This window comes from Conchiformibius kuhniae DSM 17694, from assembly GCF_000428785.1.
Lineage (GTDB): Bacteria > Pseudomonadota > Gammaproteobacteria > Burkholderiales > Neisseriaceae > Conchiformibius > Conchiformibius kuhniae.
This window is the reverse complement of record NZ_AUAP01000048.1, coordinates 1-2,073: the sequence shown is the minus strand read 5'-3', so window position 1 is coordinate 2,073 and position 2,073 is coordinate 1. Positions and strand designations below refer to the sequence as shown.

Sequence of the window (2,073 nt, the reverse complement as noted above, 5' to 3'; positions counted from 1 at the left end):
CCCGCTATGGCAGACGTTTCCAAGTCTTTCTTCTATCTCAATGAATATCACGTACAGGCTTTTCCGCGTTCGCTCGCCACTACTTGCGGAATCTCGGTTGATTTCTTTTCCTCGGGGTACTTAGATGGTTCAGTTCTCCCGGTTCGCTTCGCCAAACCTATGGATTCGGTTTGGGATACACACCAAAGTGTGTGGGTTTCCCCATTCGGACATCGCGGTATCGTTGCCTTTTTGCCGGCTCCTCCGCGCTTTTCGCAGGCTTACACGTCCTTCTTCGCCTATCATCGCCAAGGCATCCACCTGATGCACTTGTTTGCTTGACTCTATCATTTGAAGTACCTTGCTGACTTCGGAAGTTTGGCGTTGACGACCGCGCTTCCTTAAGGTCTCTACTTTGATACAGTTTGTGTTGTGTCCAATCCCTGCCTTTTGTGTTCAGGGATTGGGATACAATCATCACCCAAATTACTGTGGTTTTGCGTTTCTTGACGGCTCCAATTAAACTGTTCATCAAATCATCAAACACCCGATTTGAATATTGGGAGTTTAATATTGAGCAATTTGACCCAAACCATCATGCAAAACCAACATTGTCTTTGTTTGTTGATTTCGGCTTCCAATTTGTTAAAGAGCGGTGCAATTTGTTTTGCAAATAAAAATAAATAAATTCCAATGCGAAACTTCATTTCGCGTTACTTACTTTTATTTGCAAACAGTTGCTTTCAAGGTTTGTGGTGGAGGCAAACGGGATCGAACCGATGACCCCCTGCTTGCAAAGCAGGTGCTCTACCAACTGAGCTATGCCCCCATCTAATGGTGGGTCTGGGAGGACTTGAACCTCCGACCCCACGCTTATCAAGCGTGTGCTCTAACCGGCTGAGCTACAAACCCATTACCTTGCGATTACCGATAAGTGCGGGTGCATTCCCACTTTCTCTAGAAAGGAGGTGATCCAGCCGCAGGTTCCCCTACGGCTACCTTGTTACGACTTCACCCCAGTCATGAAGCATACCGTGTTAAGCGGGCTCCAAATGGTTACCCTACCCAATTCTGGTATCCCCCACTCCCATGGTGTGACGGGCGGTGTGTACAAGACCCGGGAACGTATTCACCGCAGTATGCTGACCTGCGATTACTAGCGATTCCGACTTCATGCACTCGAGTTGCAGAGTGCAATCCGGACTACGATCGGTTTTCTGGGATTGGCTCCGCCTCGCGGCTTGGCTACCCTTTGTACCGACCATTGTATGACGTGTGAAGCCCTGGTCATAAGGGCCATGAGGACTTGACGTCATCCCCACCTTCCTCCGGTTTGTCACCGGCAGTCTCATCAGAGTGCCCAACTTAATGATGGCAACTGATGACAAGGGTTGCGCTCGTTGCGGGACTTAACCCAACATCTCACGACACGAGCTGACGACAGCCATGCAGCACCTGTGTTACGGTTCCCGAAGGCACAAGCCTATCTCTAAGCTCTTCCGTACATGTCAAGACCAGGTAAGGTTCTTCGCGTTGCATCGAATTAATCCACATCATCCACCGCTTGTGCGGGTCCCCGTCAATTCCTTTGAGTTTTAATCTTGCGACCGTACTCCCCAGGCGGTCGATTTCACGCGTTAGCTACGCTACTAAGGTATCAAGTACCCCAACAGCTAATCGACATCGTTTAGGGCGTGGACTACCAGGGTATCTAATCCTGTTTGCTACCCACGCTTTCGGGCATGAACGTCAGTGTTATCCCAGGGGGCTGCCTTCGCCATCGGTATTCCTCCACATCTCTACGCATTTCACTGCTACACGTGGAATTCTACCCCCCTCTGACACACTCTAGCTACCCAGTTCAAAACGCAGTTCCCAAGTTAAGCTCGGGGATTTCACATCTTGCTTAAGTAACCGTCTGCGCCCGCTTTACGCCCAGTAATTCCGATTAACGCTCGCACCCTACGTATTACCGCGGCTGCTGGCACGTAGTTAGCCGGTGCTTATTCTTACGGTACCGTCATGAGGCAGCGATATTAGCACCACCCTTTTCTTCCCGTACAAAAGTCCTTTACAACCCGAAGGCCTTCTTCA

The 2,073-nt window shown here is 49.9% G+C and carries 2 tRNA genes and 2 rRNA genes; all 4 read right to left on the bottom strand.

The window, feature by feature from the left end:
- A 23S ribosomal RNA gene (locus G392_RS0109605) occupies positions 1-323 on the bottom strand; the annotation flags it as partial.
- Between the two features lie 409 nt (positions 324-732).
- A tRNA-Ala gene (locus tag G392_RS0109595) sits at positions 733-808 on the bottom strand.
- A 6-nt stretch (positions 809-814) separates the two neighbouring features.
- Positions 815-891, bottom strand: a tRNA-Ile gene (locus tag G392_RS0109590).
- A gap of 49 nt (positions 892-940) precedes the next feature.
- Positions 941-2,073: ribosomal RNA gene (locus tag G392_RS0109585) — 16S ribosomal RNA — on the bottom strand; the annotation flags it as partial.